This window comes from Aequorivita antarctica, from assembly GCF_007997155.1.
Taxonomy (GTDB): Bacteria; Bacteroidota; Bacteroidia; order Flavobacteriales; family Flavobacteriaceae; genus Aequorivita; species Aequorivita antarctica.
In genome coordinates this window covers 42,491-67,232 of the sequence record NZ_VORT01000003.1, presented here as the reverse complement: position 1 = coordinate 67,232, position 24,742 = coordinate 42,491, and the positions used below count along the sequence as shown (strand labels likewise).

Genomic DNA, 24,742 nt, shown 5'->3' with positions numbered 1-24,742 from the left:
AAAAACAAAATATTATGAAAAAAGTATTGATAATCTTTATGGCCTTGGCCACTTTCGCAGTAAATGCGCAGAACAAGAATTCTGAAAGAAAAGAAAACCGCAAAGAGATGAAAGCAAATCTCACCCCAGAACAAAGAGCAGATTTAAAGATGAAAGAAATGACATTGGCTCTAGATCTTAATGCTTCCCAACAGCAAAAAGTGAAGCAACTTATCCTAAAATCGGAAAATAATAAACCCGAACGTCCTGAAAACAGGAAAGAAATGACTGATGCCCAAAAGTATGAAGCCAAAAGCGCTATGCTGGACCGTCGTATTTCGATGAAGAAGGAGCTAAAAGAAATTCTTACGGAAGAACAAATGACTAAATGGGAGCTTAAACAAACCCAGAGACACGATAAAAGAAAGGCTAAAGGAAAGTCCGAAAGAAAAGGCCAGCATTAAAATATTCTTAAAATTCACACTTTTGGTGCGGTTATTGTTTTAGTTATATACAAAATAGTTACATTAGTAACTTTAAAACTTAAAACAATGAAAAACAGACTAACAGTATTTGCATTTGCGGCAACCATGTTTATGGGCGTTCAAACAAGCTCTGCACAACAGTTGTCACAAGATAAAAGCAGACCAGAAGTGATTGCAAAAACTGAAACTGCAAACCTTACTGAAACATTGGGTCTAAACGGTGACCAAGGTCGCGCTGTATTTAGAGCTCTTGTAGCCAAAGAAGTTGGCTATCAAAAAAATGTGGATGGAAAAGACGCTAAAGATGCTTCAGTTGTTGCCGAAAAGAAAAAATTGGACGATCAGTTAAAGGAATCAATGAAAAAAACCTTGACAGCAGACCAGTATGCCAAATGGCTCAAAACGAATAATTAGTGATTAATTATATTTGAAATCGAGACCCTTTCTAAACTTAGAAAGGGTCTTTTTTTATAAAATGAAATTAGCTCTGCGCTCTCTGTGCCTCTGTGGTTTTAACCCCTATTTAAGGTCTTCGCTACGTTCCCACAAGCAGCAATCGTTGCATCCAAATCTTCATAACTCAGCGCATCACAAATAAACCAAGTTTCAAAAGCACTGGGCGCAATATAAATGCCCTCATTCAGCAATCCGTGGAAGAATATTTTAAAATTTTCGTTGTTAGCTTCGGCAGCAGATGCAAAGTCGGTAACGGGTTTTTCAGAGAAATGTACCGAAATCATAGACCCAATTCTGTTGATTGTAAATTTCACATTTGCTGAAGTAAGCGCTTCATTCAAACCTTTATGGAGGTATGCTGTTTTTTTATTTATTGAATTGAAAATTTCTTTGTTTTCATTCAACTCTTTCAACATTGCCAGCCCAGCTGCCATCGCCAATGGATTTCCGCTTAAAGTCCCCGCTTGGTAAACCGGGCCAATGGGCGCCAAATAATCCATTATTTCTGCTTTAGCTGCAAATGCACCAACAGGAAGTCCACCGCCTATCACTTTTCCGAAGGTTACAATATCAGCTTTTACACCATATAATTCCTGAGCCCCCCCAGCGGCAAGCCTGAAACCGGTCATTACTTCGTCAAAAATTAGAAGTATGTTGTTGTCGTTACAGAGCTTTCGCAAGCCTTTCAAAAAACCATTAACAGGAGGGATGCAGCCCATATTTCCTGCAACGGGTTCCAGGATGATGCAAGCTATTTCGTTTTTGTTTGCGGCAATTACTTCTTCCACATTTTTTAGATCGTTGTAGTTTGCCAAAAGCGTGTCTTTTGCAGTTCCTTCGGTAACGCCTGGGCTGTTAGGGGTTCCGAAAGTAACGGCACCACTTCCTGCTTGAATTAAGAAAGAATCGCTATGTCCGTGATAACAACCTGCGAATTTTATGATTTTATCCTTTCCGGTAAAACCTCTCGCCAAGCGAACGGCACTCATACAAGCTTCGGTTCCACTGTTTACAAAACGGATTTTGTCAATATTCGGAACCATAGCCACTGCGAGCGCAGCGATTTCGGTTTCAATTTCGGTGGGCATCCCGAAGGAAGTTCCTTTTTGTGCTTTTTCAACAACGGCATTAACCACAGTTTGGTGTGCATGGCCAAGAATCATTGGCCCCCAGGAATTAATATAATCAATCAGCTTGTTGCCATCAACATCATAGAGGTAAGCCCCTTTTGCCTCTTCAACAAAAATAGGCGTGCCGCCAACGGCTTTAAAAGCGCGAACAGGCGAGTTGACGCCGCCGGGAATAACTTTTTGGGCTTCTGAGAAAAGCGCACTACTTCTTTGATAATTCATAATTGGATTCGAGGATTTATTAATTTTGAACACTGAACATTGAAGACTTTTACTACTGATTTTTCACAGCATGCAGATAAAGCATTTGGCCGATAGCTAAATCATTGTTCTTTAATCCATTGTATTCTTTTAAGGTTTCGACTGTAAGATTAAAACGTCTTGAAATGTTGTAAAGCGTGTCGCCCGGTTGCACTGTATAGGTACTTATTTTTGAATCATCGGACTTTGTGTAGTTCACTTTTTTGCCCAAAACCTCATTGTCATATGCCTCTAGATTATAGCGTTCAATAATACCAATAAGTTTATCGGGATATTTGGGGTCTGTGGCGTAACCTGCTTTTCGCAGGCCTTTTGCCCAACCTTTGTAATCGTCCTTCCGAAGTTTGAACAAATCTTGGTAGCGGCTTCGTTGGGTTAAAAACAACGAATGATCTCTGTAAGAGTATTTTGGATCTTTGTATTTTCTGAAACATTCCCCGCGTTCATCATCATCGTGATATACACTATCACCTTCCCAGCCAGTATGACATTTAATTCCGAAGTGATTGTTGGCCTTCATAGTGAGTTCGCCTGCTCCAGCGCCGCTTTCTAGTATTCCTTGGGCAAGAGTAATACTGGCGGGAATTCCGTACTGAAGCATTTCTTCTTTTGCAATATCGCTGTATTCCTTAATATAATTGGCTACGCGCTCACTGTAAGGAATGTTTACGGGTACTACTACAACCTCAGGTTCTTCTGCCTTTGTGTTTTTTTCTTCTATAGGTTGCCTAACCTTGACAACCCTTTCGGTATTGTGCTTTTTTCGGTGTTTGACAGCCGTTTTTTTCGATTTGCAACTGCTAAAACAAATTATACATATAAGTAGAAGGGTAACTATTCTGCCAATCATTTTATTCAATTATAGGTAGATTTTTCTTTTTTAATTTTTGATTCATTCCGGCAATGCCTTGCAGGCCTCCAGTATGGACTGCAAAAATACGGCTATTTTCTTTGAAATACCCCTTTTTTAGTAGATCCATGATGCCATACATCATTTTTCCGGTATAGATCGGATCTAGTGGAATGTTGGTCTTTTCTTTAAACTCATTTATGAAACGTATCAAATCAATATCTATTTTGCCATACCCACCAAAACAATACTTATCTGTGATTTCAAAATTGGTTTTGGAAGTATATTTTTCAATTTCAGAAGCTTGAAAGGTTCCTTTTAAAGCTGAAAACCCTAAAACTTGTTGGTTTATATTTGATGCTTTTACCAAGCCGGCCATGGTGCCGCCTGTGCCTATGGGAACACAGATATAATCAAAAGAGTCGTTTATTTCTCCCAAAATTTCTTCGCATCCTTTTACTGCCAGTGCGTTGGTGCCGCCTTCGGGTAAAAGATAAAAATCTTCATATTGATTTTTTAAATTATTGAGAAATTTAGTTTCGTCTTTATGTCTATAATGTTCACGCGAAATAAAATGCAACTGCATTCCGCATTCTTCAGCAAAAGAAAGTGTTGTATTTTCCGATATTTTACGTTCAAGTTCCTCACCGCGTATGATGCCGATGGTTTTAAACCCCCATTCTTTACCGGCAGCTGCTACCGCAGCTATATGGTTTGAAAAAGCCCCGCCGAATGTGAGCAGTGTATTGTGTTTCTGTTCTTTGGCCGCAAGAATATTATACTTCAATTTTCTGAATTTATTGCCAGAAACAAAAGGATGTAATAAATCTTCTCGTTTTAAAACCAAAGAATAGCCCGTAATTCCATGTTTAGAAAGGTCTATTTTCATTAAAGGGATATTGGAATGGGTCAAGATAGGTTGCATGAGGCAAATATAATTAATGAAACCAGTTGTCTCTAAGAATTTTGTGGTATTCCCATACAGTATTTCTTTAAATTTATAATGTAAAAGCTTTCTTTTGTAAGAAATGACTGATAATTAGAGCGTTGTTTCTTAAAAATTTTAACTTTTCATCCAAAAAACTTGCACTTTATCGGAATTATGTTTTATTATTGTACCATATTTTCAACAACCCAGATTATGAAAATGAACCTACTTATGTTGTGGCCAGCTATTGCCGCCACTCTCTTCTTGGTCAATTGTGTTCCTACCTTATGTAGAATTTATTTATATGACCGAATAATCTCAACTCATCCAACTTTTTCTTAGTTAGTTATACCCAAAACCTACATTTATGAAACGATTATTACAATTCTTTTTAATGCTTAGTGCCCCATTTATTTTTTCGCAAACCCCATGTGTTGGTGGAATGGCGAATGGTTTTCCTTGTGATGGACTTACACTGCAAGGACATATAAGTATTGCCAACTTAGGCGGGAAAGCATATACTGGAAGCAACCCAATGGAAGCTCAGGATTCATGGGGCTGGACAGATCCGTTAGATAATAAAGAGTATGCATTAGTAACATTAAATGATGGTCTCGCATTTGTGGATATTTCAACCCCGACCAGTCCACGATTTTTGGGAAAATTAAACTCTACTGCTGGTAGAACGAGTTGGTGGCATGACGTAAAGGTATATAATAATTATGCCTATATGGTAAGTGAAAGTTCGGGTTTTGGAGTTCAAATTTTTGATCTTACAAGACTTAGGAATCTCTCTACAAGTCCTATTGGTGGAAGTATGAGAACATTTACAACCGATGGATTATATACTGGCGTTTCTACTACCCATAATGTAATTATTAATGAAGACACGGGTTACTTATATTTATTAGGCTCAAACAGAAATAGTGGAGGCCCTAGAATTTTAGACTTAAATAGTAACCCTACAAACCCAACAGTGGTAGGGAACATGTCAACTTGGGGCTATTGTCATGATGCCGAAGTTGTACTGTATGACGGTCCAGATCCAGATTATCAAGGGCATGAAATATTGGTGGGAGCTTTTGGTGGAAACAAAAAAGTTAATATCATAGACGTTACCAATAAAAACAGTCCAGTACTTATTTCTTCTGTAACCTATGCAAATATGTTCTATACCCATCAGGGTTGGTTTACTGAGGATAAAAAGTTTTTTATTGCTGGTGACGAAGTAGATGAAGAAAACATTGGAGGGGGCACCCGTACTTTTGTCTTTGATTTAACTGACCTGGATAATCCTTTTTTACATTATACATACGAAGGTCCCACAGCAGCCATTGACCATAATGGTTACGTTGTAGGGAATCGTTTTTATTTGGCAAACTACAATGCAGGCATGAGAGTTTTGAAAGTGGATAATCTGTATAACACTGTACCTTCAATGACTGAAATAAACCATTTTGACACACATCCGAGTACAGATATAGCTTCTTTTTATGGGGCTTGGAATGTGTATCCTTTCTTTAAAAGTGGGAATATTATAGTAAGTGATTTAGATGAAGGACTCATTATTGTAAAAGATCCATTTTTTGATAATGTGGCTCCAGTTGCCAACTGCCAAAACTACACTGCTACTTTAGACAAAAATACAGGGAGTATTACCATACTCGCTACAGATATTGACAATGGCTCTACAGATAATTTTGGGATAACCAAAAGAACCCTAACAGGGCAAACAACGTTTACATGTAAAGATGTAGGACAAACTTTTAATGTAACTCTTACTGTTGAAGATGATTACGCAAACAAAGCGTCTTGTACAGCTACAGTTACCGTTGCAGCTGCAACAACAACTTATTCTGGTAGTAATTGGAGCAACGGCGCTCCCGGACTTGGTTCAAATGCAAAAATAAGCAGCAATTATAATACGGCTGCCAAAGGGAGTATTGATGCCTGTAGTTGTGAAATTGATGCAGCCAAAACACTTACAGTTGCGGCTGAGGATTATCTTAATGTAACAAAAGACATTACAGTAAATGGAGATCTTATCGTGGAACATACGGGAAGCGTAGTTCAATCTGAAGATAACGCGGTAGTAACCAACAACGGAACAATAAATGTAAACTACACCACCCCTTTTATGGTGCCAAGAGTATTTGTGGTAACGGGAAGTCCAATGACAACAGAAACCCGTAACGGTGCATTTGGTGATTCCTATATGTTCCTAAACCATCTTACCGAAAACTTTTTGCCAAATCCAGTTGTTGCCGCACAGTTTCCAGGTGCTGAAAACTTTGCCGATGACAACTATAACAACTGGGTTAATTTCACAGGAACCGTAAACCCTGGCGAAGGATATATTGCACGGCCGCAGATGAATGGAAATGATGGCAACAAAACGTATGATATGATCTTTGAACAAGGGACTCTAAATACTGGAGATATTGATTTCACAGTAAAATACAACACGCCCGGGCCAACGTCCGACGATAACAGAAACGCAAGTCCCAATGTTTTGGCGAACCCATATCCATCAGCCATCAGCGCTGTAGACTTTATTAACGCTAATTCTATGGTTGACGAGGTTTATTTTTGGAATCCGAACACGCCGCCGAGTCCATTATTGCCTGGCGCATACACTATGAATTTCAGTATGGAAGATATTTCCATGTACAATCTTCTGGGTGGTACACCTGCACCTTCAGATCCAACTCAAACGGATCCAAGCGGATATATTTCCACAGGACAAGGATTTGGAATTAAGGCAACTGCCGCTGGTGTTGCTACTTTTTCAAACGCTATGAGAGTAACTGGACACAACAACACGGCTACCCGTCCTTTTGATGATGGAAACAATAGAATTTGGGTGCAATTGAAAAACGATCAGTACCAAATGCAGAACAATACACTTATTGGCTTTTCTCCATTGACTACAGCAGGAATGGATCAAGGTTATGACAGTCGAAGACTAGCAACGGTACTTTCGCTTTACACACATTTTGAAGATGGAAGTAAAGAATTGGGTATCCAGAGCCGTGAAATTTTTGAGGATGGTGCAAAAGTTCTTATGGGTTTCTCCAGTTTGCTGGACGAAAACCTTGAATACACCATTTCCATTAAGGAACTTCAAGGTCCTACTTTTGATGATGTTACCGTATTTTTAATAGATAATGAACACAATATAACAACCAATTTATCGCAACAGAGCTACACTTTCAAAGCAGAAAAAGGAACGTATAATAGCCGTTTTACATTACAGTTTAGAAGTAATGAAGTTTTGGGAGATGATGCAAGTGCGTTAGATAGAGTTTCTGTGTTTCCAAACCCAACAAGTAATTTACTGAACATTGTGTCGCCAAAAGCCAAAATAAGTACTTTGGAAATTTTTGATATAAGCGGAAGAAGGCTTAAGAACATAGATTTCTCAAGCAATACTCATTATCAAGTAGATGTTAGCACATTGCAAAGTGCTGTTTATTTTGTGAAAATAAGTACAGATATGGGCTCCGTTACAAAACAGATTATCAAACAATAAATCCCCACAATCAATTATCCACTTAACCTTAAAAAACCGCCAAAAAAATTTGGCGGTTTTTTTATGCTTTTTTTCAAATAGAACTATTCTTCAAATTTAGTGAGCAAGCTACTCCCGGTAACTTTACCGTTTTTGTCATAATTTTCAGATTTTACAGCGCCTACTTTTTCGGTAACCCATTGTTTTGAGGTTGTGCGCTGGCTAATGCCCATTTTCATATTTGTGCTATAGGTTATAACAAAACAATTGAAACTTCCTGCTGGCGATGTAATGGTTTCTTTGCCAATTACCTTTCGGTCTGTAATTTCTACCGTCATATTCATATTGATGCCACTCATGCTTATCTTCATATCCATCGTTGCATCTGGCAATTTTTGTCCGACGGAAAGATTATTAGGCCACTCCATGTTTGTTCCCGTTATTTCATAATCCATATTGCCAAATTGTTCAAAAATCTGTGGATTGATCAGTGATTTAAAATCTATGGAAACCACTTCGCCATTACAACTGACGTCAAAAGAAGTGTTGGTAATTTCTTTTCCTTTTCCATCGGTCATCTTAGAATTGATTGTCCCAATTTTATCGCCCCCAGATTTTCTTACGTTCACAACGTCATAATCTATGATTGCGGATGGTTTTTCTTTATTGTCATAAACCGTAATTTGAAATTTAGTTCCTTCGTTAAGCGGATAGAATTTGTTGCAATCATTCTGTGAAATTCCGATGTAGCTAATAAAAAGTAAAGCGAAGGTATTGAGCAATGTTTTCATGGGTAATTGGTTTTTTATAAATAATTATTTTAAAAATTAGGCTAAAACGTATAAATTTTTTAGCCTTCGTCTTCGGATCTTTTGGTCGCATCACTATTTTGTGTGCTTGAAGCATTTGAATTATCATCCACCGGATCGCCGCCAATTATATTTTTACCAGAAGATTTCTTTTTACTTTTTTTCTTTTCCTTTTTTTCCTTTTTGGGTGCGTCTACAATAGTATCCAGAACGCGGTCGGTGCTTTTTGTGGTTTCTTTTTCAACGCGTCTTTCCACGGTACGCTCAACGGCATCTGCGGCTCTATCGCCTAATTTGTCCAAAAATTGCGCATTGCAAAAACTGGTGATACCAATACATAGGATTGTTAAAATTGTTTTCATACTGTTTTATTATTAAGGTTTATTTTTTAAAGGTTATTTCTTTTATCACTTTATTGTTGAGCATTATTTTTAATGTATATATCCCATTTGCTAGATTATTGATGTTCAAATAAATCTGTTTTCCCGGTACAATCCCCAGGTTACCTGAATATTGTTTTGTTTTTTTCATAATTGGGGAAAAGATGAGGTAAAAATAGAATGAAGATGGAAATATGGCTGTGAATATTGTAACCAAAACTATAACAGATGTAACAAGGCTGTATTTAAAGTCCTTTTAAGTGGGTATGGATTCTTATTTCGAAAGATATTCCGAAGGAGAGCTGCCAAACTCCTGTTTGAAGCATTTGGTGAAATAGGAAGCATCGTTGAAGCCTACGGTATATCCCACTTCTGAAATGGAAATTTTATTCTCCCGTAATAATTTCACTGCTAACCTAAGCCTTTGCGTTCGCAAAAATTCAGAAGTATATTGTCCTGTTAACGCTTTCAATTTTCTGTGGAGTTGCATTCTGCTCACGCTCATTTCGCTGCTAAAGTTTTCTATAGTAAAGCCAGGATTAGTAATGTTTTTGTCCAATACTTTTTGAAGTCGTTCCAAAAATTGTTCATCAGCGGAAGAAACCGAAATATCTTTTGGCATCAAAATTACTTCCTGTGCAAAGCGTTGTTGTAGCTTTCTTCGGGTTTCAATGAGGTTATCCACTGTTGCTTTTAGCAATTGGCTGTTAAAAGGTTTTGTAACATATGCATCGGCACCAATGCCCATAGCCTCAAGTTTTGAAGTAACCTGGGTTTTGGCAGTGAGCAGAATAATAGGAATATGGGAGGTAAGCTGGTGCTCTTTTAGGTGTTTTGTAAGTGTAAAACCATCTTCTTCTGGCATCATCACATCACTAATAACAATGTCTGGAATAACTTCAATAGCAATTGCAAAGGCTTCTTTACCATTGCTTGCGGTGTGGACTACAAAAGTTGTTTCAAAAATTGAGCTTACATAATCACGAATATCTTTGTTATCGTCAATTACTAAAATAACGGGGGCATCCTCAGGCAAGACAAATTCTTTTTCAACTAATTTATCGGGGATAGAAATTGTTTCTGAATATTCAATTTTGGTGTTTTCGGAAAAAATTTGTGTTTCTTCAAATTCATCTCTGTTGACAGGCAAGATTACTTTGAATTCAGTGATGCCGCTTTCTTCACTTTTCAATGAAATTGTCCCTTTGTGGATTTCAACTAAATCTTTTGTTAGTGCCAAACCAATTCCAGCTCCAGGATTTTTGGCACTGGTTTGATAAAAGCGTTGAAATATTTTCTGTTGTTGCTCCGGCGGAATGTAATTGCCGGTATTGGCAACTGAAATTTCAAATTTATTGCCAAGCCTTTTTCCGTTTAATGTTATATTACCGTTTTCTGGAGTATATTTTATGGCATTACCCATTAAATTATAAAGTGTTTTTTCCAAAATTTCCTGATCGAACCAATCTTCATCATCATCATTATGAACATCAACAGAAAATTGTATGTTTTTTTCACTACAGCTAAATAGGAATGCCTCGGCATGTGCTATTAAAAAATTAGGCATATTGGCAGCTTGGATATTTAATTTTAAATTTCCACTTTCCAATTTTGCCAATGCCAAAAGTTGATCGACCAAATCTTTTAGGCGTTGGGTGTTCCTAAGTGCCGATTTTAAATTTTTTGTTTCTACTACGGAAATATTTTTTGAGGCAAGTTGGTCTTCAATGGGACCATTTATTAATGTAAGCGGGGTGCGGAACTCGTGAGATATGTTTGCAAAAAATGTGCTTTTTGCAAGATCGAGTTCCTGTAATTTTTTGGTTGTCTTCTTTCGGTTTCTCAATTGAAAGAATAGAAAAATACCGCCAATGCTTACCAAAAAAACAATGGCCGTTAAAATATTCCGTTGGTTGGTTTTTTGTTGTTCGGCAAGCTGGTTTTGGGTTGTAAGCAGTGCTATTTCTTTATCCCTGCTCTCGGTTTGGTATATGCCTTCTAATTCCTTGATTTTTTCAGCACTCTGGGCTTGCTGTATGGAATCGTTTATATTTTTTGCAATTTTTGAATTGTCATAAGCCGCTTTATAATTTCCTTGAACGGCATATGCCTCGGCAAGCAATGAATGTGCTTTTTGGTTTATGGTTCCATTTTTTATTTCGCGATTATATGCTATTGTATTTTCGAGGAAATTAATAGCATCTGCGGCTTTTCCTTTTTGAATATTTAGCTTCCCAAGTTGCAATGCAGATTTTGCAGCTTCTAGGTTATAATCGTTTTTCCTATGAAAATTCAGTGCGCTTTGAAAATATGCTTCCGCTTTTTCAAGATTTCCTTTTTCAAGATTTATTAAACCTAAATAGTTGTTTATTTCTGCAACGGTTCTTCCTTCCTTTATTTTTTCATAAAAAAGAAGTGTTTTTGAAAGCAATCCATCTGCTTTTTCAAGTTTGCCTTTGTGGTAATAAACTTGCCCTAACAAAACATTGGTGGTGTTGAAATAGAATGTGCCCGCGCCTGGAATTTTTTCAAATTCCTTGTTGGCCTTTATATAGTATTTTTCAGCAGCATCGTAGTCTTTAAGTTCAAGATAAATGTTTCCCAGGCTTTGATATGCTGCCGCAATGATATCTTCGCGTATGGGCTCTTTTTTATGTATGGAATCTACAAAAAGTAAATGCGTAATGGCGTCTTCCATTTTGTTTTGACGCGAATAGGCAATAGCCAAAGCGTTTTGGGTGTCGGCTAAAATTATACTTCCTAAATCGTCAAATTTTCGTGAGTATTCAACGGCTTTATTTCCCGCCTCTATTGAATTTTCTACTTCACCAATTAAATAATACGTTCGGCAAAGCCCATTATAACCTTGTGCAATGCCTCTGAAATAACCTATTTCTTTTGATGCAGTAATTTGTTTTTTGAAGTAAAATATAGCAGAATCTGGCTTCTGAATTCTTCGGAAATAGTGGGCGTTTAGATAATCAGCATCGATCAGGCTGCTTAAATATTTTTTTTCGGTACTGAATCTTCTGAGTTTTTTTATATAAAATAAAGCACTATCTGGATTCGCGTTTATGGTTTTTGAAACTTTAGTTCTGTAATTGTAAAGGACAATGGAATCTGTGAGCGTAGGTTTTTTGTCCTGCGAAGCATTTTGGCTAAAAGCTATCGTTGCTATTAGCATTAGAAATATAGAGAGGAATGCTCTCATAGAGATTTAAAAAGTTTGGTTTGCGTATTAAAATTAACTAAAAATACTTCAACAACCCATTTTCAAACTCTATGTATTTATAAATTAACTGCTTGAATAAAGAATTATAATATCAGCATCGCCTTTTACTACAATGCTTTTGGCGTTTTTTCCATTGCTCTCGCCCATTGTCGCAGCAGAAGTTCCATAAACCGGAAAACCGTTCAAAATAGAGCCGTCTTTATCAAAAACATAGACCTTTTTTTCTTGGGTTTCAGTAATGGTAATGTAGCTATTTCGACTCACGTTGAAGAGTTGTGGTCTGGTGTATAACCCCAGCGGAAGTTCAACAAGTTTTCCATTTATTCGAAGCTTGTTGTCGTCCAAGGTCACTTTTGTATTCCCTAAAATAGTAAACCAATAGTTGCTGCCCACATCCAGTTTTTGTGATGAAACTTTTCCATCTTGTGTAATTCGCTCCTTGGTATTTTCTTTCGTAATTACTACAAAAGTGTTGTCTTCCTCTGCAATGGGTATTTCAGAAAAATTGAAGTTATTTGAGATCGAAATTCGCGATTTCCCCACGCGGCTTAAAATGTTTAGCATTCCACTTTCTTCGGCAACCACGATGTAGTCTTTATTGCCCATCCTAATATGAACGGACGATTGCGCGATATTGCTTTTCGCTTTGTTAAAACTGAAACCTTTTACCGTCTTGCCGTTTTTGTCATATAGCAACATTTCTTTTCCTTGTACAATTACAAACCGATAATTGCGGTTGTTATCGTAATCAAAAACCGAAAGTGGCTGAGTTACATTGTCTTTAAATTTTATAGGAAACCCTTTAGCATCTTTTCCGTTTCGGTCTAAAATATGGAATGCATCTTTTGTGGCAAAGGCGATGTGTTTACTGCCCGAAATTTCAACTTCTTCAATTTTGCCCAAAATGGCTGCCCCGAGTTTTTTGGTCCAAAGAATTTTTCCGCTATCCGAAATAAAATAGAGTTTGTTGCCCATGTCCTGTGCTACAACATTGCCACTTTCTTTATGTCCTTCAATTAGCTGAGGGGTTCCTAGTACAGCACTTTCAAGCTTTAAACTAAACTTTTCAGTAACCGTGCCCGAAATACTTTTCGCTGTTCCGCCCCCTTCTTTGCAACTTAAGGTTAGGTGCGCAAAATTCCTGTCATAACTAAACTGAAGCGCAGCCAATGGAAATTCATCAAACGCAATATTTTTAATCTCCGACTTGCTTTTTGAATTGAAGAATCCTGAAATAACTTCTGAAAAATCTCCTTTCATCTTGAAGATCAATAGCGAAGAAGCCGTGCTCAAATCTGGCGCAGTATTTTCAAAATAGGAAGTGTTTTTCAAGGTATTGTTATTTTGAAAATCACTTATAATTTGTTGCGCGGTGATTTCACTTTCCGTAAAAACAAAGAAATTATCCACTTGGAAAACATAGTTTGCCTTTTCGGAATTTATAAAAGGCGAAAACGTTTGTCGGAATAATTGTGGTTCGCTGAAACTGCTAATTTTAATCTCACGAAATTCACTCTTCGCAGAAACATAGCGTGCCAAAACATCGCTCGTTAAAGAAGCATCAATGCTTTTTATAAAAATTGCGGTTTCGGTTTTAAGCTTAATAGAGCCAACTTCACTAACGGAACCGAATATTCCTGTGGTTTGTAAAGTCTCTTTTTCTCCACGGAAATTTCGAAGGTTTTTTTGAAATCTTTCGGCATCATTAAACGTAAAACTCACTGCGCCTAGGGCATCTGTTGGCACCAAAGCCGAAACATCGTTCTGCTGAGGAACTTGATCTTCAAAAACATTCAAAAGCTGTGGAATACTGTCCGTGGCCAAAGTGATTCCGGTAGCTATGAAAGATTCTGGAGCAATTGCAATATCCAGCGCACTCCACGAAGTGAAATTCACTTTAGTAGAATCGTTTAATGTAACTTTACTTCCACGGACTAAGGCTGTAAATCCGTTTGAAGACGGCAGATTAAAAACTTTTTTGAAGGTTTCGTCCCGTTCGGTTTTTCTTTTTAAAATATCCTGCAGTAGCTGTTGTGAAGAAGAAACTACAAACACACTGTCTATGATGGCAGTATAGGCAATTTCTTTGTCAATGGTAATGCGCTGCAGCGATTGGCCGTCCAACGTTAAAGTCTCAATGATTCTGTTTTTAAGGGAATCTGTCTGGAAAAGATTCTTTGTCTGTTTTGAAATAAAGGTATATGCCGACACGGAATCATTCACTTCGTTTATGCAAAAAAGACTTTGAGTTGTGGGGTGTAAGTTTTTTAACAAGACCGCTTTTTCAGAAAAAAAAGAATAAGGCGACGTTTTTCCAAATTTGGAAAGCAGCGAATTGTTTTCAATATCTGCCTGCAAGTTTTCAAAATTTGAAATCTTAAAAACCACAGAAGCGTTTTCGGGAACAAAATCCATCAGAGTTCCCGTTTTTGGGGGAGTTTTGTCACAACTTCCAAAAATTCCCAAAATAATTGGAATGAAAAGTAAAAGTGTAAATAGTTTTCCTTGAAATTTTCCCATAACACAAAAATAGCAAGGAAAAGTTATGTTTTATGTATAGTTGGAATAGTTTATTGACGGGTTTTCAACAGTCCCCTCCGCCTTCGGCACCTCCCCCTGAAAAAGGGAGAGGAACTATTATAGATATTCCAACTATCTAAACATCCAATTTTATTTGTTCCGGAAGCAATTTGAAGCTTTTCCTATGAAAAATTGTTGCTCCGTGGGTACGAATGGCTTCACGGTGCTCTTTGGTAGGATAGCCTTTGTTCTGTTTCCAGTTGTATTGTGGAAAATCTTCGTGAAGAGTGGTCATATATTCATCGCGATAGGTTTTTGCCAAAATTGAAGCTGCGGCAATATGCAGAAATTTTCCATCGCCTTTCACAACACATTCAAAAGGCGTTTTTCCGAAGGGCTTAAAACGGTTGCCATCAATGGCAATGAATTCGGGAGCACAGGAAAGACTTTCAATGGCACGATGCATTCCCAAAATAGAAGCATTTAGAATGTTTATTTTGTCAATTTCGTCCATCATAACGTGTATAACTTTAAAACAAATGGCTTCACGCTCGATAATATCTTTTAGTTCCAGTCTTTTTTTTTCTGAAAGTTGTTTACTGTCCGTTAAAAAAGGATGCTGAAAATCATCGGGAAGAATCACTGCGGCAGCGGTAACAGGTCCGGCTAAGCAGCCTCGGCCTGCTTCGTCTGTGCCACATTCTAGGAGATTGGGGTTTAATTTTAGTTTCAGCATGTAGCAAAGTTACTAAGTTATTCAGTTAATGAGAAAGGATAGATAAATGTATTTAGCAACTCAATAACCTAATAACTCAATCACTCTTTAAACCAAAAAAAATATACCTTTGTCCAAAAGTTTTTCCAAGGATGAAAAAAACACTTTTGCTACTTTTTATTTTGATCGCTTCGGCAACGGTGTTTTCACAGAACCCTTCAAAAAAGAAAGAAAAACCTCCGATAGATTATTATAAAATTATTTCTGCGGACCGCGACACTACTTTTGTTGACACGACGCTTTCTATCAAGAAAAATTACAAGTTTAATTATTTAAGAAAGGACAATTTTGAGCTGCTTCAGTTTTCAAACGTTGGACAGACCTACAATTCGCTTGCTTATTCTTTTGATAGGTTGAACCTGAAACCACTGTTTGTGGCACAGTCGCACCATTTCAATTACAAAGAAATAGCGGATGTGAATTATTTCAACGTGCCTACGCCTTTGACGGAGCTTTATTTTAAAACAGCTTACGCACAAGGACAGCAAATGGATGCTTTTTTTACGGTGAATACTTCGCCGCAGTTCAATTTTTCCATTGGTTATAAGGGCGTTCGCTCGCTCGGAAAATACCAGCATATTTTAACGAGTACGGGAAATTTTCTTTTCACATCAAATTACCACACCAAAAACAAACGCTATGTTGCCCGTGTCCATGTGGCAGCTCAAGATATTTATAACCAAGAGAATGGTGGCTTGACCGATAATTCTCTTCAACTTTTTATAAATGACGACCCCGAATTTAGCGACCGCGGCAGGTTGGACGTAAAATTTGAAGATGCCGAGAACAAGTTGGAAGGACTGCGTTTTTATGGCGACCATTATTATGAACTGCTCAGCCAGCGCGACAGCACGGGATATTCGGTGTTGACTATTGGAAATGTTTTGAGTTATGAAGATAAATTTTTCAAGTATAACCAAAGCAAACCATACACGTCTTTTGGTCCGTCATACGAAACATCAAACCTAGAAACAAAAACAAAGCTGGAAGATTTCAACGCGAAAGCGTATGCAGATTTCAACAATTCCCTCATCGGAAAAATTACGGCTTGGGCAGGTTATACCGATTTAAACTATGGCTACAATTCGGTTTTAATACTAGATGAAGAACGGATTCCAAATAGAATTAAAGGAAATATAATTGAAGCTGGAGCGGGGTATGAAAAGGAATACCGTGGTTTTAAACTTTCTGGAAAAGGTGCAATTAACATTGCTGGCGATTTTGATGGAAACTATATTCAAGGGGCAGCTTCTTATGATTTGAATGAAGAATACAATGCGAAAGCATCCATTACAGTTCATTCAGTGGCGCCTAATTTCAACTTTCTGTTGTATCAGAGCGATTATCAAAACTACAATTGGAAAACCGAGCTGAACAATGTAAAAACACAAGAGCTAAAGTTCGAAATTAACACCAAAAAATTCGGAAATGCTTCTGTAAGTTACACAGGGATTGATGATTATGCATACTTTGGAATAAAGGCTAATGACAGTACGCCTTCGCCATTGCAGGCTTCAGAGCGAGTGGATTATCTAAAAATTAAAGCTGAAAAAGAATTTACGTTTGGGGTTTTTGCTTTAGAAAATACACTGATGTACCAACAAGTTTTGAGCGGCGAAAGTGTTTTTAATGTGCCACAAATTATTACACGTAATTCACTCTACTATCAAGACCATTGGTTTAAGCGTGCGCTTTTTATGCAAACAGGGGTTACGCTTAAATACTTCACCCAATATAATATGAACGCCTACGATCCAGTGCTGGCGGAATTTTATGTGCAAAACGATCAGGAATTGGGCGGTTTTCCGTTGGTAGATATTTTCTTTAATGCGAAAATACGGCAGACGCGTATTTTCTTCGTTTATGAAAATTTCACTTCCATCTTTGGTGGAAAGAACGAACACTTTGCAGCTCCCGGCTATCCGTATCGTGATAATGTTTTGCGGTTTGGTTTGGTTTGGAATTTCTTCCTGTAAATAGGGCTTCGATACGGTCCCGAAATAAAATCGGGATTACTCAGCCACATATGCTTGATAATTTAAATAAAATTTTATTATAAAAAACCCGCCACTTTGGACGGGTTTATAATTCTAATTTTATATTTAATGATGACCCTTCGACTGTGCTCGGGGAGACATTTAAAATATTAATCTCTCAAAAGCCCCCTAGAAATCACAATCTTTTGAATCTCTGAAGTTCCTTCGTAAATCTGTGTGATTTTCGCGTCGCGCATCAAGCGTTCAACGTGATATTCCTTTACGTAGCCATTTCCACCGTGAACTTGGACCGCTTCTATAGATACATCCATTGCAGTTTGTGAGGCGAATAATTTTGCCATAGCCCCGCTCATATCGTAGTCGTTGCCTTGGTCTTTATCCCAAGCTGCTTTCATCACCAGATGACGTGCAGCTTCAATACTGGTGTGCATATCGGCAAGTTTGAAGGCGATTGCTTGGTGGTTGCAGATTTCGGTTCCGAAAGCTTTTCGCACTTTAGAATATTCACGGGCAAGATCATAAGCGCCTGCTGCAATTCCTAAAGCTTGGGCGGCAATACCAATACGGCCTCCAGCCAAAGTTTTCATGGCGAACTTAAAGCCAAAACCGTCTTCGCCAATTCTATTTTCCTTTGGAACCTTTACATCGTTAAATATTAAGGAATGTGTGTCGCTTCCACGGATTCCCAGTTTGTCTTCTTTGGGGCCAATTTCAAAACCTTCCCAGCCTTTTTCAACTATAAAAGCGTTGATGCCCTTGTGTTTTTTCTCTTTATGAGTTTGCGCAATTACCAAATAGTAATCTGCACTGCCACCGTTGGTAATCCAGTTTTTGGTGCCATTTAAAATGTAATGATCACCGTCTTCAATCGCCGTAGTTCGTTGTGAAGTGGCATCACTACCAGCTTCGGGCTCGCTTAAACAAAATGCGCCAAGCTTTTCGCCTGTGGCCAATTTTGTAAGGTATTTTTGTTTTTGATCTTCTGAACCATATTTTTCAAGTCCGTAGCAAACTAAAGAATTGTTTACAGAAACAATTACAGAGCAGGAAGCGTCAATTTTACTGAGTTCTTCCATCACTAAAACGTAGCTCAATGTATTCATTCCGCCGCCGCCGTATTTAGGATCCACCATCATTCCCAAAAAGCCGAGCTCTCCCATTTTCTTAACTTGTTCAGCTGGAAATTTTTGAAGGTTATCACGCTCTATAACCCCTGGAAGTAATTCGGTACGTGCAAAATCGCGAGCGGCGTCGCGAATCATTAATTGTTCTTCGGATAGACTGAAATCCATAGGGCTTATTTTTGAAAAAAGTTTGTTTTAAAGAATTGCAAATGTACTTTAAAAATAAAGCAAATACCAAATCCAAAATCTCAAATCCCAAAATCCAAATTCCAAATTCCAAAAGGTTTGCGGCTATTTGAAAATTGGATTTGTTTTTTTGAGATTTATTTGGAATTTCGTATTTGTAATTTGGATTTTTTCAAATCTTCTGTGCTATCTTTAAACTTCATACATTTTTTAAGACTTGAAAAAGAACAATTATCATATTATAGGCGTAATGAGCGGTACTTCGCTGGATGGAATTGATTTAGCGGAAATCGTTTTTAATTATTTTGAAGAAAAGTGGAGTTTTGAAATCCTTGCCGCAGAAACCATTGCGTATTCTTCTTTTTGGAAAGACGAACTGCGCGAAGCCATAAATTATTCTGAAGAAAAATTGGAACGGTTGGATTTTAAATACACAGAAAAGCTTTCCGAAGAAACTTCAAAATTTATAAAAAAACACAACATTCAAGAAATTGATGCCATCTGCAGTCATGGACACACCATTTTGCATCAGCCTAGCAAGGGGTTTACGTATCAAATAGGTAATCTGCCGCGCATTTCAAAAATGCTCAGACAAACAGTGATTTGCGATTTTCGGGTACAGGACGTGGAGCTTGGCGGACAAGGTGCGCCCTTGGTGCCCATTGGCGATAAGCTGCTTTTTCCGGAATATGATTATTGTTTGAATTTGGGCGGTTTCGCAAATTGTTCTTTTGAAAAAAATGGGGAACGGATTGCTTTTGATATATGCCCAGCAAATATTGTTTTAAATAAATATGCCGAAAAACTGGGGAAAGATTTTGATGAAGATGGAAAATTAGCAGCTTCGGGTAAAGTGAATGAACAATTGCTTCAGAAATTAAATTCACTTTCTTTCTATGCAGAAAAACCTCCAAAATCTTTGGGGTTGGAATGGGTTCAGTCAGCTATTTTTCCACTTTTGGAGGCCGCTAAAATTTCTTGCGAAGACATTTTAAGAACCTTTACGGAGCACATTGCAATACAATTAGCCAATCAATTTTCTCTAAATGCATCGGTGCTAATGACTGGTGGCGGTGTATATAATTCTTTTTTAATTGAAAGATTGAAAAACCTTGCTTCGGTTGAAGTTATTATTCCTCCTCCAGTAATTGTGGAATATAAGGAAGCATTGATTTTTGGGCTTTTGGGGGTGTTGAAGCTTCGGGATGAGGTGAATTGTTTGGCGAGTGTTACTGGGGCGGAACGAGACCATTCCTCAGGCAAAATTTTCTTCCCATAAATTTTACCTAAAATAAATATAAACCCCTCACAAGTTTTTTATATTTGCCTTTGCTATCCGAAGCTTTGAAGTAGGATAGCCATCACGCCCCGAAGCTTTAGTGAAAGGGTATTCTAACTTACTACATTTAATGAAGGAATTACTTAAAAAGTACGAAGAAAAAGAACCCGAAATAGTTTTTCACTGGAATGATCCCGAAACCGAGGCCGAAGGCTGGACGGTCATCAACTCCTTGCGTGGCGGTGCTGCCGGCGGTGGTACCCGTATGCGAAAAGGCCTTGATTCTAACGAGGTGCTCTCACTTGCAAAAACAATGGAAGTGAAATTTACTGTTGCCGGGCCCGCAATTGGCGGAGCCAAAAGCGGGATCAATTTTGATCCTTCAGACCCGCGTAAAAAAGGCGTTTTGGAACGTTGGTTTAAAGCCGTTTCACCTTTGCTGAAAGCTTATTACGGAACAGGTGGGGATTTAAACGTTGATGAAATTCACGAAGTGATTCCAATCACCGAACAGAGCGGCGTTTGGCATCCGCAAGAAGGGGTTTTTAATGGGCACTTTTCACCAACGGAAGCAGATAAAATTAATAGAATTGGCCAGTTGCGTCAAGGCGTGATAAAGGTTTTGGAAAACGTAAATTATTCTCCCGATGTTTCCCGAAAATATACCGTGGCAGATATGATTACTGGGTATGGCGTTGCCGAGGCTATACATCATTATTACGATATTTATGGCGGAAGTGTAAAAGGAAAGCGCGCCGTTATCCAAGGCTTTGGAAATGTAGGCGCAGCTGCAGCTTATTACCTCTCGCAAATGGGGGCCAAAATTGTGGGTATAATTGATCGCGAAGGAGGAGTCATCAACAAAGATGGTTTTTCTTTTGAAGAAATAAAGCAACTGTTCCTAAAAAAGAACGGCAATACCTTGGTTGCTGAAAATATGATCCCTTTTGAAGAAATAAACGAAAAAATCTGGAAACTCGAAACGGAGATTTTCGCACCCTGTGCAGCATCGCGATTGATTACAGAGAAACAGATTTCGCAAATGATAGAAACTGGGCTTGAGGTAATTAGTTGTGGCGCGAATGTGCCATTTGCTGATAAGGAAATTTTCTTCGGTCCCATTATGGAATTTACAGATGAACGTGTAAGTTTGATACCAGATTTCATCAGCAACTGTGGAATGGCAAGGGTCTTCGCTTATTTTATGGAGCGCAAAGTACAAATGACCGATGAAGCTATTTTTAACGATACTTCCATTACGATCAAGAACGCTATTCAGAATACATTTGATAACAATAGTACCAAAACAAACATTAGCAAAACCGCTTTTGAAATTGCTTTGAAGCAATTAATATAATTAACTGTAACCCACTATAGTATGACGTCAATAATCATTTTAATTTTCGTAATAGGGTATCTTTCCATCACATTGGAACACCCTTTAAAATTGGACAAAACTGTCCCCGCGCTTATTATGGCGTCATTAATTTGGGCGGTATTGGCAATAGGCTTCACAAGTGGTTGGTTTGATGTAATCAATACTGAGGAGCAGGCATTCAATTTTCTAAGTGGTGGTGAACACGCCATGGAAGGTTTTGAAGGCACGCTGCTTCACCATTTAGGAAAAACAGCTGAAATCCTTATTTTCCTTATTGGAGCTATGACTATTGTTGAGATTATTGACCTTCACCGTGGCTTTGAGGTGCTTAAAAGTGCTGTGCATACCAAGAGCAAAAGAAAGCTGCTTTGGATTATCGGGATTCTTGCTTTTTTACTTTCAGCGATTATTGACAACCTTACTGCAACCATAGTGTTGATTACACTTTTAAGAAAGTTAATTCACAAGAGAGAAGACAGAATTTGGTATGCTTCGTTAGTGGTTATAGCCGCAAATGCAGGTGGTGCCTGGTCTCCTATTGGGGACGTTACGACAACGATGCTGTGGATCGCCAAGAAGTTGACCGCAGGAGGGTTGATTGAGTTTGTAGTGTTGCCTTCCATCGTTTGTTTTGCTATTCCATTTTTAATCGCCAGTTATTTACCCGCTTTCCGAGGTAATATTGATGTAGATGTTAATGAAGATAAAGCAGAAGAAGCTCTTTTGAGCAGTAAAACTATGTTATTTCTAGGTTTAGGGATGATTATTTCCGTACCTGTTTTTAAAACACTAACTCATTTGCCACCCTATATGGGAATGATGCTGGCATTGGGAGTGGTTTGGCTTGTTTCAGAATACATTCACCCAGAAGAGGATTTCAGTAAAGAAAGAAGGCATCTATATTCTGCACATAAAGCACTTTCACGTATAGAAATTTCCAGTATCCTTTTCTTCCTTGGAATATTAATGGCCGTGGCAGGGCTTGAAAGCCTTGTTTATGGTGTGGTTAATGGGGAAGAAGTGGGAACACTTCGATACGTGGCAGAAGTATTGCAAAATGCGATTCCCAATCAAGATATAGTTATACTGTTGTTGGGCGTTTTATCTGCCATTATTGACAACGTGCCATTGGTGGCCGCGTCCATAGGAATGTACGACATGCCAATAGATTCTGTGCTTTGGCACTTTATAGCCTATTCCGCTGGAACTGGAGGAAGCATGCTCATTATAGGTTCTGCTGCTGGTGTTGCTGCAATGGGGATGGAGCGTATTGATTTTATCTGGTATCTTAAGAAAATATCTTGGCTGGCATTTATAGGCTTCATTTCGGGGGCTGGAGTATTTCTTTTGTTTGAGAGGGTCTTATTTCACCATGCATAACAATTTCTGAAATCTAAATTCGTTATTCACTAAAACAAAACCTTTTTTATGTTAAACTTCTTTATTCAGGAAGGCGCCGAAGTTGCGCAAGATCTTGAACCTGTTGCCCAAGAGAAAACCCTTTCCATTATGGATCTTTTATTGACAGGGGGTGTTGCTGGACAAATAATTATTGCAATCCTCTTTGTGCTGCTCTTTGTGGCGGTCTATATTTACTTTGAAAGGCTTTTTGCTATTAAGGCAGCTACCAAAATGGATAGCAATTTTATGAACCAAATTCGCGATCACGTGGCTAAAGGTAATATTCAAGCAGCAAAAGTACTTTGCGCCCAAAACAACACTCCTGTTTCCCATTTAACAGAAAAGGGAATTTCCAGAATAGGGAGCCCTTTGGAAGACATCAATACTGCTATTGAAAACGCTGGCCGTCTTGAAGTTTATAAACTTGAAAAAAACGTTAGTGTTCTTGCAACCATTGCCGGAGCTGCGCCTATGATTGGTTTCTTGGGAACCGTAATCGGGATGGTTTTGGCATTTCACGAGCTTGCAACCAGTAGTGGTCAAGCCGAGATGGGAAGCCTTGCCGAAGGTATTTATACTGCAATGACCACAACCGTTGCAGGACTGATAGTTGGTATTATTGCCTATATGGGCTACAACCATTTGGTGGTGCGTACCGATAAAGTGGTGCACCAAATGGAAGCCACCGCAGTAGATTTCCTTGACATGTTAAACGAACCTGCTTAATGAATTTAAGAGGAAGAAATAAAGTAAGCGCCGAGTTCAGCATGAGCTCCATGACAGATATTGTATTTCTGTTGTTGGTGTTTTTCCTGCTAACTTCGCCTACAATAACACCAGATGCCTTGGATTTGATACTTCCGAAGGCAAAAGGAAAAACGTCAAATGTGCAGAAAGCTTCTGTTAGCATCACAAAAGACGGAGCTTATTATGTGGACAAAGAACGCGTAAGTGAATACAGCATTGAAAACGAATTAAAAAAGACGCTTACCGGACAGAAAGAACCTACTATAATTCTACGTGCCGAAGAGGGCGTTCCTATTGAAGATGCCGTTTTTGTAATGGATATTGCCAATAGAAATAACTTCAAAGTCGTTCTCGCCGTTAGACCAAATTAATCAGTATTCATTAGGCAGCACAAAGTAGTCAGTGGCCTTTTGAATATATTGATTAAGGAAACTTCACAACTTTTAACCAGAAACCTGAAACTTGAAACTTTGAACTTTTTAGATACAGAGCATAAGCGAAAAAGTATGATCATCACGGTAATCGTGCATGTGATCATTCTTATTCTTTTGTTTTACGTGGGAATGAAGTATCTCGATCCACCACTGGAGCAGGGTATCGCTATCAATTTTGGGACTACAGATACTGGTAGTGGAAACATTCAGCCTACTGAAAAAATTCAATCTGCGCCTCAAAAAACCACACCCGAACCTGTTTCGCAACCAAAAGCAGAAATAAAGGAAGAAGTTGTAACACAGGACAACGAAGATGCTCCCGTAATAAAAAAAGAGAAGCCTAAAAAGGAACAAGTGGAAACACCCGTAAAGGAACAACCCAAAAAAGAAGTAAAAAAGCCAGATCCAAAACCTGATAAATCTACTACTGATGCACTTTCAAGTATTTTAAACGGTCCAAAAAGTGATGGAACCGCAAAGGGTGGGGAAGGCGACGACAAGAGTCCTGGTGATAAGGGGAGCCCCGATGGCGATCCCAACGCAAGTAGTTATTACGGTACTGGAAAAGGATTGGACGGCGACGGCAATTATTTACTGGGTGGTAGAAAAGCATTAAACAAAGAGAAATTTGTACAGGAATGCAATGAGGCCGGAACTGTGGTGGTTAGCATTGAAGTAGACCGAAGCGGAAAAGTCATCAGCGCAACGCCTGGCGTTCGTGGAACCACAAACAATTCTAAATGCCTCACAGAACCTGCAAAACGTGCGGCTTTGGCCACAAAATTTAATGCAGACGATAAAGCGCCTGCAAAACAAATTGGAAAGATTATCTATAGATTCAGTCTTTCTCAATAGCAATTCCCAATAGTAATACACATAA

General features: G+C 38.3%; 20 protein-coding genes. 10 read left to right on the top strand and 10 right to left on the bottom strand.

Features of this window, described 5'->3' with window-relative positions:
* Positions 1 to 14: 14 nt before the first annotated feature.
* The gene (locus ESU54_RS04895; RefSeq protein ID WP_111843562.1) at positions 15 to 443 is read left to right on the top strand and encodes a hypothetical protein; all 429 of its coding nucleotides are present in this window, start codon (positions 15 to 17) and stop codon (positions 441 to 443) included.
* Between the two features lie 87 nt (positions 444 to 530).
* Entirely contained in the window at positions 531 to 878 is a 348-nt protein-coding gene (locus ESU54_RS04890) for a hypothetical protein (RefSeq protein ID WP_111843563.1), read from the top strand.
* Positions 879 to 976: 98 nt separating this feature from the next.
* Here the strand turns inward: ESU54_RS04890 and hemL are convergent, their stop codons facing one another.
* The 3 genes from hemL to ESU54_RS04875 are packed head-to-tail and all read right to left on the bottom strand — an operon-like array spanning position 977 to position 4,050.
* A complete protein-coding gene (gene hemL, locus ESU54_RS04885) occupies positions 977 to 2,272 on the bottom strand; it encodes a glutamate-1-semialdehyde 2,1-aminomutase (protein WP_111843564.1) in 1,296 nt (431 codons plus the stop codon).
* A 52-nt stretch (positions 2,273 to 2,324) separates the two neighbouring features.
* Positions 2,325 to 3,161 carry a glucosaminidase domain-containing protein gene (locus tag ESU54_RS04880; RefSeq protein ID WP_111843565.1) on the bottom strand — a complete coding sequence of 279 codons (837 nt, stop codon included), beginning with the start codon at positions 3,159 to 3,161 and terminating at the stop codon, positions 2,325 to 2,327.
* A gap of 1 nt (position 3,162) precedes the next feature.
* Positions 3,163 to 4,050, bottom strand: coding sequence for a 1-aminocyclopropane-1-carboxylate deaminase/D-cysteine desulfhydrase (locus ESU54_RS04875; RefSeq protein WP_111843631.1), 888 nt, complete (start codon positions 4,048 to 4,050; stop codon positions 3,163 to 3,165).
* Positions 4,051 to 4,456: 406 nt separating this feature from the next.
* Here ESU54_RS04875 and ESU54_RS04870 point away from each other — a divergent pair, with 406 nt between their 5' ends.
* Positions 4,457 to 7,621, top strand: a complete 3,165-nt coding sequence (locus ESU54_RS04870) for a choice-of-anchor B family protein (RefSeq protein ID WP_111843566.1) — start codon at positions 4,457 to 4,459, stop codon at positions 7,619 to 7,621.
* Between the two features lie 83 nt (positions 7,622 to 7,704).
* Here the strand turns inward: ESU54_RS04870 and ESU54_RS04865 are convergent, their stop codons facing one another.
* The 6 genes from ESU54_RS04865 to ESU54_RS04845 form a co-directional block, all read right to left on the bottom strand.
* Positions 7,705 to 8,391, bottom strand: coding sequence for a TapB family protein (locus ESU54_RS04865; protein WP_111843567.1), 687 nt, complete (start codon positions 8,389 to 8,391; stop codon positions 7,705 to 7,707).
* A 59-nt stretch (positions 8,392 to 8,450) separates the two neighbouring features.
* The gene (locus tag ESU54_RS04860) at positions 8,451 to 8,771 is read right to left on the bottom strand and encodes a hypothetical protein (RefSeq protein ID WP_111843568.1); all 321 of its coding nucleotides are present in this window, start codon (positions 8,769 to 8,771) and stop codon (positions 8,451 to 8,453) included.
* A gap of 19 nt (positions 8,772 to 8,790) precedes the next feature.
* Positions 8,791 to 8,940: a hypothetical protein gene (locus tag ESU54_RS17785; protein WP_170253259.1), complete on the bottom strand. Its 150-nt coding sequence runs from the start codon at positions 8,938 to 8,940 to the stop codon at positions 8,791 to 8,793.
* A 123-nt stretch (positions 8,941 to 9,063) separates the two neighbouring features.
* Positions 9,064 to 12,000, bottom strand: a complete 2,937-nt coding sequence (locus tag ESU54_RS04855) for a hybrid sensor histidine kinase/response regulator transcription factor (protein ID WP_111843569.1) — start codon at positions 11,998 to 12,000, stop codon at positions 9,064 to 9,066.
* Between the two features lie 84 nt (positions 12,001 to 12,084).
* Positions 12,085 to 14,541, bottom strand: coding sequence for a 6-phosphogluconolactonase (locus ESU54_RS04850; RefSeq protein WP_111843570.1), 2,457 nt, complete (start codon positions 14,539 to 14,541; stop codon positions 12,085 to 12,087).
* Positions 14,542 to 14,677: 136 nt separating this feature from the next.
* Positions 14,678 to 15,277 (bottom strand): ribonuclease HII, encoded by a 600-nt coding sequence (locus tag ESU54_RS04845; protein WP_111843571.1) that lies wholly within the window; start codon positions 15,275 to 15,277, stop codon positions 14,678 to 14,680.
* Positions 15,278 to 15,408: 131 nt separating this feature from the next.
* Between ESU54_RS04845 and ESU54_RS04840 the strand changes: the two genes are divergently transcribed.
* The gene (locus ESU54_RS04840; RefSeq protein ID WP_111843572.1) at positions 15,409 to 17,292 is read left to right on the top strand and encodes a putative porin; all 1,884 of its coding nucleotides are present in this window, start codon (positions 15,409 to 15,411) and stop codon (positions 17,290 to 17,292) included.
* Positions 17,293 to 17,462: 170 nt separating this feature from the next.
* Here the strand turns inward: ESU54_RS04840 and ESU54_RS04835 are convergent, their stop codons facing one another.
* Positions 17,463 to 18,605 (bottom strand): acyl-CoA dehydrogenase, encoded by a 1,143-nt coding sequence (locus tag ESU54_RS04835; protein WP_111843573.1) that lies wholly within the window; start codon positions 18,603 to 18,605, stop codon positions 17,463 to 17,465.
* A 235-nt stretch (positions 18,606 to 18,840) separates the two neighbouring features.
* On the opposite strand from ESU54_RS04835, the gene ESU54_RS04830 reads away from it, so the two are divergent.
* The 6 genes from ESU54_RS04830 to ESU54_RS04805 all read left to right on the top strand — a co-directional run bounded on the left by ESU54_RS04830 (position 18,841) and on the right by ESU54_RS04805 (position 24,717).
* Positions 18,841 to 19,902 (top strand): anhydro-N-acetylmuramic acid kinase, encoded by a 1,062-nt coding sequence (locus tag ESU54_RS04830; protein WP_111843574.1) that lies wholly within the window; start codon positions 18,841 to 18,843, stop codon positions 19,900 to 19,902.
* 130 nt (positions 19,903 to 20,032) lie between these two features.
* A complete protein-coding gene (locus ESU54_RS04825) occupies positions 20,033 to 21,259 on the top strand; it encodes a Glu/Leu/Phe/Val dehydrogenase dimerization domain-containing protein (protein WP_111843575.1) in 1,227 nt (408 codons plus the stop codon).
* Positions 21,260 to 21,280: 21 nt separating this feature from the next.
* Positions 21,281 to 22,660: a sodium:proton antiporter NhaD gene (nhaD, locus tag ESU54_RS04820; protein WP_111843576.1), complete on the top strand. Its 1,380-nt coding sequence runs from the start codon at positions 21,281 to 21,283 to the stop codon at positions 22,658 to 22,660.
* A 48-nt stretch (positions 22,661 to 22,708) separates the two neighbouring features.
* Positions 22,709 to 23,407 carry a MotA/TolQ/ExbB proton channel family protein gene (locus tag ESU54_RS04815; protein ID WP_111843577.1) on the top strand — a complete coding sequence of 233 codons (699 nt, stop codon included), beginning with the start codon at positions 22,709 to 22,711 and terminating at the stop codon, positions 23,405 to 23,407.
* Complete coding sequence (locus ESU54_RS04810; protein WP_111843578.1) at positions 23,407 to 23,799, top strand: ExbD/TolR family protein; 393 nt, start codon at positions 23,407 to 23,409, stop codon at positions 23,797 to 23,799. The genes ESU54_RS04815 and ESU54_RS04810 overlap by 1 nt, the downstream gene beginning before the upstream one ends.
* Positions 23,800 to 23,898: 99 nt before the next feature.
* The gene (locus ESU54_RS04805) at positions 23,899 to 24,717 is read left to right on the top strand and encodes an energy transducer TonB (protein WP_111843632.1); all 819 of its coding nucleotides are present in this window, start codon (positions 23,899 to 23,901) and stop codon (positions 24,715 to 24,717) included.
* The last annotated feature ends 25 nt before the right edge of the window (positions 24,718 to 24,742 follow it).

Bases quoted from the DNA above. Each gene is read 5' to 3' on its own strand.
- ESU54_RS04895 (WP_111843562.1), top strand. From the start codon at position 15: ATGAAAAAAGTATTGATAATCTTTATGGCCTTGGCCACTTTCGCAGTA.
- ESU54_RS04890 (WP_111843563.1), top strand. From the start codon at position 531: ATGAAAAACAGACTAACAGTATTTGCATTTGCGGCAACCATGTTTATG.
- hemL (WP_111843564.1), bottom strand. From the start codon at position 2,272: ATGAATTATCAAAGAAGTAGTGCGCTTTTCTCAGAAGCCCAAAAAGTT.
- ESU54_RS04880 (WP_111843565.1), bottom strand. From the start codon at position 3,161: ATGATTGGCAGAATAGTTACCCTTCTACTTATATGTATAATTTGTTTT.
- ESU54_RS04875 (WP_111843631.1), bottom strand. From the start codon at position 4,050: ATGAAAATAGACCTTTCTAAACATGGAATTACGGGCTATTCTTTGGTT.
- ESU54_RS04870 (WP_111843566.1), top strand. From the start codon at position 4,457: ATGAAACGATTATTACAATTCTTTTTAATGCTTAGTGCCCCATTTATT.
- ESU54_RS04865 (WP_111843567.1), bottom strand. From the start codon at position 8,391: ATGAAAACATTGCTCAATACCTTCGCTTTACTTTTTATTAGCTACATC.
- ESU54_RS04860 (WP_111843568.1), bottom strand. From the start codon at position 8,771: ATGAAAACAATTTTAACAATCCTATGTATTGGTATCACCAGTTTTTGC.
- ESU54_RS17785 (WP_170253259.1), bottom strand. From the start codon at position 8,940: ATGAAAAAAACAAAACAATATTCAGGTAACCTGGGGATTGTACCGGGA.
- ESU54_RS04855 (WP_111843569.1), bottom strand. From the start codon at position 12,000: ATGAGAGCATTCCTCTCTATATTTCTAATGCTAATAGCAACGATAGCT.
- ESU54_RS04850 (WP_111843570.1), bottom strand. From the start codon at position 14,541: ATGGGAAAATTTCAAGGAAAACTATTTACACTTTTACTTTTCATTCCA.
- ESU54_RS04845 (WP_111843571.1), bottom strand. From the start codon at position 15,277: ATGCTGAAACTAAAATTAAACCCCAATCTCCTAGAATGTGGCACAGAC.
- ESU54_RS04840 (WP_111843572.1), top strand. From the start codon at position 15,409: ATGAAAAAAACACTTTTGCTACTTTTTATTTTGATCGCTTCGGCAACG.
- ESU54_RS04835 (WP_111843573.1), bottom strand. From the start codon at position 18,605: ATGGATTTCAGTCTATCCGAAGAACAATTAATGATTCGCGACGCCGCT.
- ESU54_RS04825 (WP_111843575.1), top strand. From the start codon at position 20,033: ATGAAGGAATTACTTAAAAAGTACGAAGAAAAAGAACCCGAAATAGTT.
- nhaD (WP_111843576.1), top strand. From the start codon at position 21,281: ATGACGTCAATAATCATTTTAATTTTCGTAATAGGGTATCTTTCCATC.
- ESU54_RS04815 (WP_111843577.1), top strand. From the start codon at position 22,709: ATGTTAAACTTCTTTATTCAGGAAGGCGCCGAAGTTGCGCAAGATCTT.
- ESU54_RS04810 (WP_111843578.1), top strand. From the start codon at position 23,407: ATGAATTTAAGAGGAAGAAATAAAGTAAGCGCCGAGTTCAGCATGAGC.